Below are 1,901 nucleotides of genomic sequence, written 5' to 3'. Positions count from 1 at the left end.
GCCGCCTTTTGGCAAAGAAGGATCTTTGCCAAAATTCCATACGTTGCACGATTCAGAATTTTTTTCTGGCTGTAAAAAATTATTATCAGGCGTTCCTTGAGCAGCTAGATACCACTCTTTATTAGTGGGTAATCTTTTGTCTGCCGCCTTACAATAAGCGTCTGATTCATATTTAGTCACAAGAACCCAGGGCTCTTGAGATTTTTTGCTAACAGGAACTTTAACATTTGATTCGCGTACTAAGGAAGAATCTAATTTTTTAAAATCAAGATTATTTTCTTCTTTCAGCGCCTTACTATAAGAATAATCTTTATGATCATAAATAATTCCTGAATACTTTCCCATAAAATCATCGAAGTCTCCGTCATTATTTAAATCAATTTTTTTGATGGTATCTGACTGTGATGCTTCATATTTATCAATACAAAAATTGCCACCAAAGTCGCTCACATAAACCATATCAAAATCACAATAACTTCTAATCATTTGATGTTTATTCTTAGTGACATAAAAAAAGGCTAGAAAAATGACTGTTACCAAAAAAGTAAATAATATTTTTTTCATTTATATTGTCATTACATTTATATCATTCTAACAAACAATTTGCGTTTTAAAAATTGACAATGAGGCAGCTTAAAAGTAACATTATAAGTATTAAGAGTGTATAGAGTGATTAGAAATATAAATGACTTAAATACTCAAAAGAAAAAAGACTTTACCCCGTTTAGAAATAGAAAAGTAAATACGGGAGCTTTTATAACTGAGGGTAATAAAAGATTTCTATCAGGGTTTTCTTTAGCAGAAATGCTGGTGGTAATGGCTATTATGGCAGTACTAGCAGCTATAACTATCTTGCCTTACAGACAATATCAAAATAGAAAAAACCTAGATTTAGCGGCTCAAGAAATTAAATCCGCAATTGTAGAATCTATAAACATGTCTTTAGCACCGAAAGAGAGCGTTAATGGATATGGCGTTTATTTAGAAATTGATCCCCTCAATGAGAATAAGTATAAGTATTATGTGTTCGCTGATAAAGATAAAAACAAAATGTATGATCCTAACGAAGAAATTAGAAATATTAAATATTTCAAAATCTATGAAAACATTTCTATAAGCGACATGAATCCAGATCCAGGTGCTGACAAGAAAATTTCTATACTTTTTACACTCCCTCAAAAAGACCCAGATATAAGCGAAGATAATCCTGGCCTATCTTATAAAAGAGAAACTCTTATTGATGCCACTACTTCAGCAAGCAAAGAAATAAATATAAAAATAAAATTAAAGAATAGTACCCTAAACAAAGAAATAATTTTAAATACCTATACTAATAATGTTTATGTTAAATAAAAGAAAAAAAAGAAATACAGGGCAAAGCCTTATTGAAGTTATAATCGTAGTAGGGATAATGACTATACTCTATACAAGCATTACTAACCTTAATTCTTATAGTATAAAGATTGGTACTTTAAATAAACAAAAAATTGAAGCCGGTGGAGTAGCACAACAAGCACTGGAAAGAATAAGAAATATAAGAGATACGAATTTAAAAAACGGATATGATTTTGATAAAGATATAAATACTAATACTAGTAATAAAATAGTAAGCTACAAAGACAGCAGCAACTTGAAAAAAGGCTTTAAACTAGTTCCCGGAAACGAAGAAATTTTAGGAAATTTCAAAAGACAAACAACCGCTGAAAAAATTAGTGATGAAGAGATTAAAATTACCGCTACGGTTAAATGGGCTAATGACAAAAAAGAAATAAAAATATCAAACTATTTAACCAATTGGAAACAATAGCTATAAAGAAAAAAATGTCAGGCAAAGTTAACGAATTTATTAAACAATACCGCCTATCAGTTAATAATTCAATTAATAAAACAACCAACACAGG

At 29.8% G+C, this 1,901-nt stretch carries 3 protein-coding genes; 2 read left to right on the top strand and 1 reads right to left on the bottom strand.

Translation table 11 applies throughout. The annotated features are described in order from the left end of the window. The coding region (locus COX95_00025) for a hypothetical protein (protein PIZ86713.1) at positions 1–564 on the bottom strand (564 nt) is incomplete at its 3' end. Between the two features lie 105 nt (positions 565–669). On the opposite strand from COX95_00025, the gene COX95_00020 reads away from it, so the two are divergent. Both COX95_00020 and COX95_00015 read left to right on the top strand, forming a co-directional pair. Then, on the top strand, positions 670–1,353 hold the full coding sequence (locus COX95_00020; protein ID PIZ86712.1) for a hypothetical protein: 684 nt from the start codon (positions 670–672) through the stop codon (positions 1,351–1,353). Further along, positions 1,343–1,807, top strand: coding sequence for a hypothetical protein (locus tag COX95_00015; GenBank protein PIZ86711.1), 465 nt, complete (start codon positions 1,343–1,345; stop codon positions 1,805–1,807). Before COX95_00020 ends, COX95_00015 begins: the two co-directional genes overlap by 11 nt. Positions 1,808–1,901 lie beyond the last annotated feature (94 nt).

The organism is bacterium CG_4_10_14_0_2_um_filter_33_32 (assembly GCA_002792735.1).
In the GTDB taxonomy this organism is placed as follows: domain Bacteria; phylum Patescibacteriota; class CPR2_A; order CG2-30-33-46; family CG2-30-33-46; genus CG2-30-33-46.
Note: the sequence above shows the minus strand (reverse complement) of the source record. Positions and strands in the feature narration are given on the sequence as shown.

Coding starts and splice junctions, on each gene's coding strand:
- COX95_00015 (PIZ86711.1), top strand. CDS start 1,343: ATGTTAAATAAAAGAAAAAAAAGAAATACAGGGCAAAGCCTTATTGAA.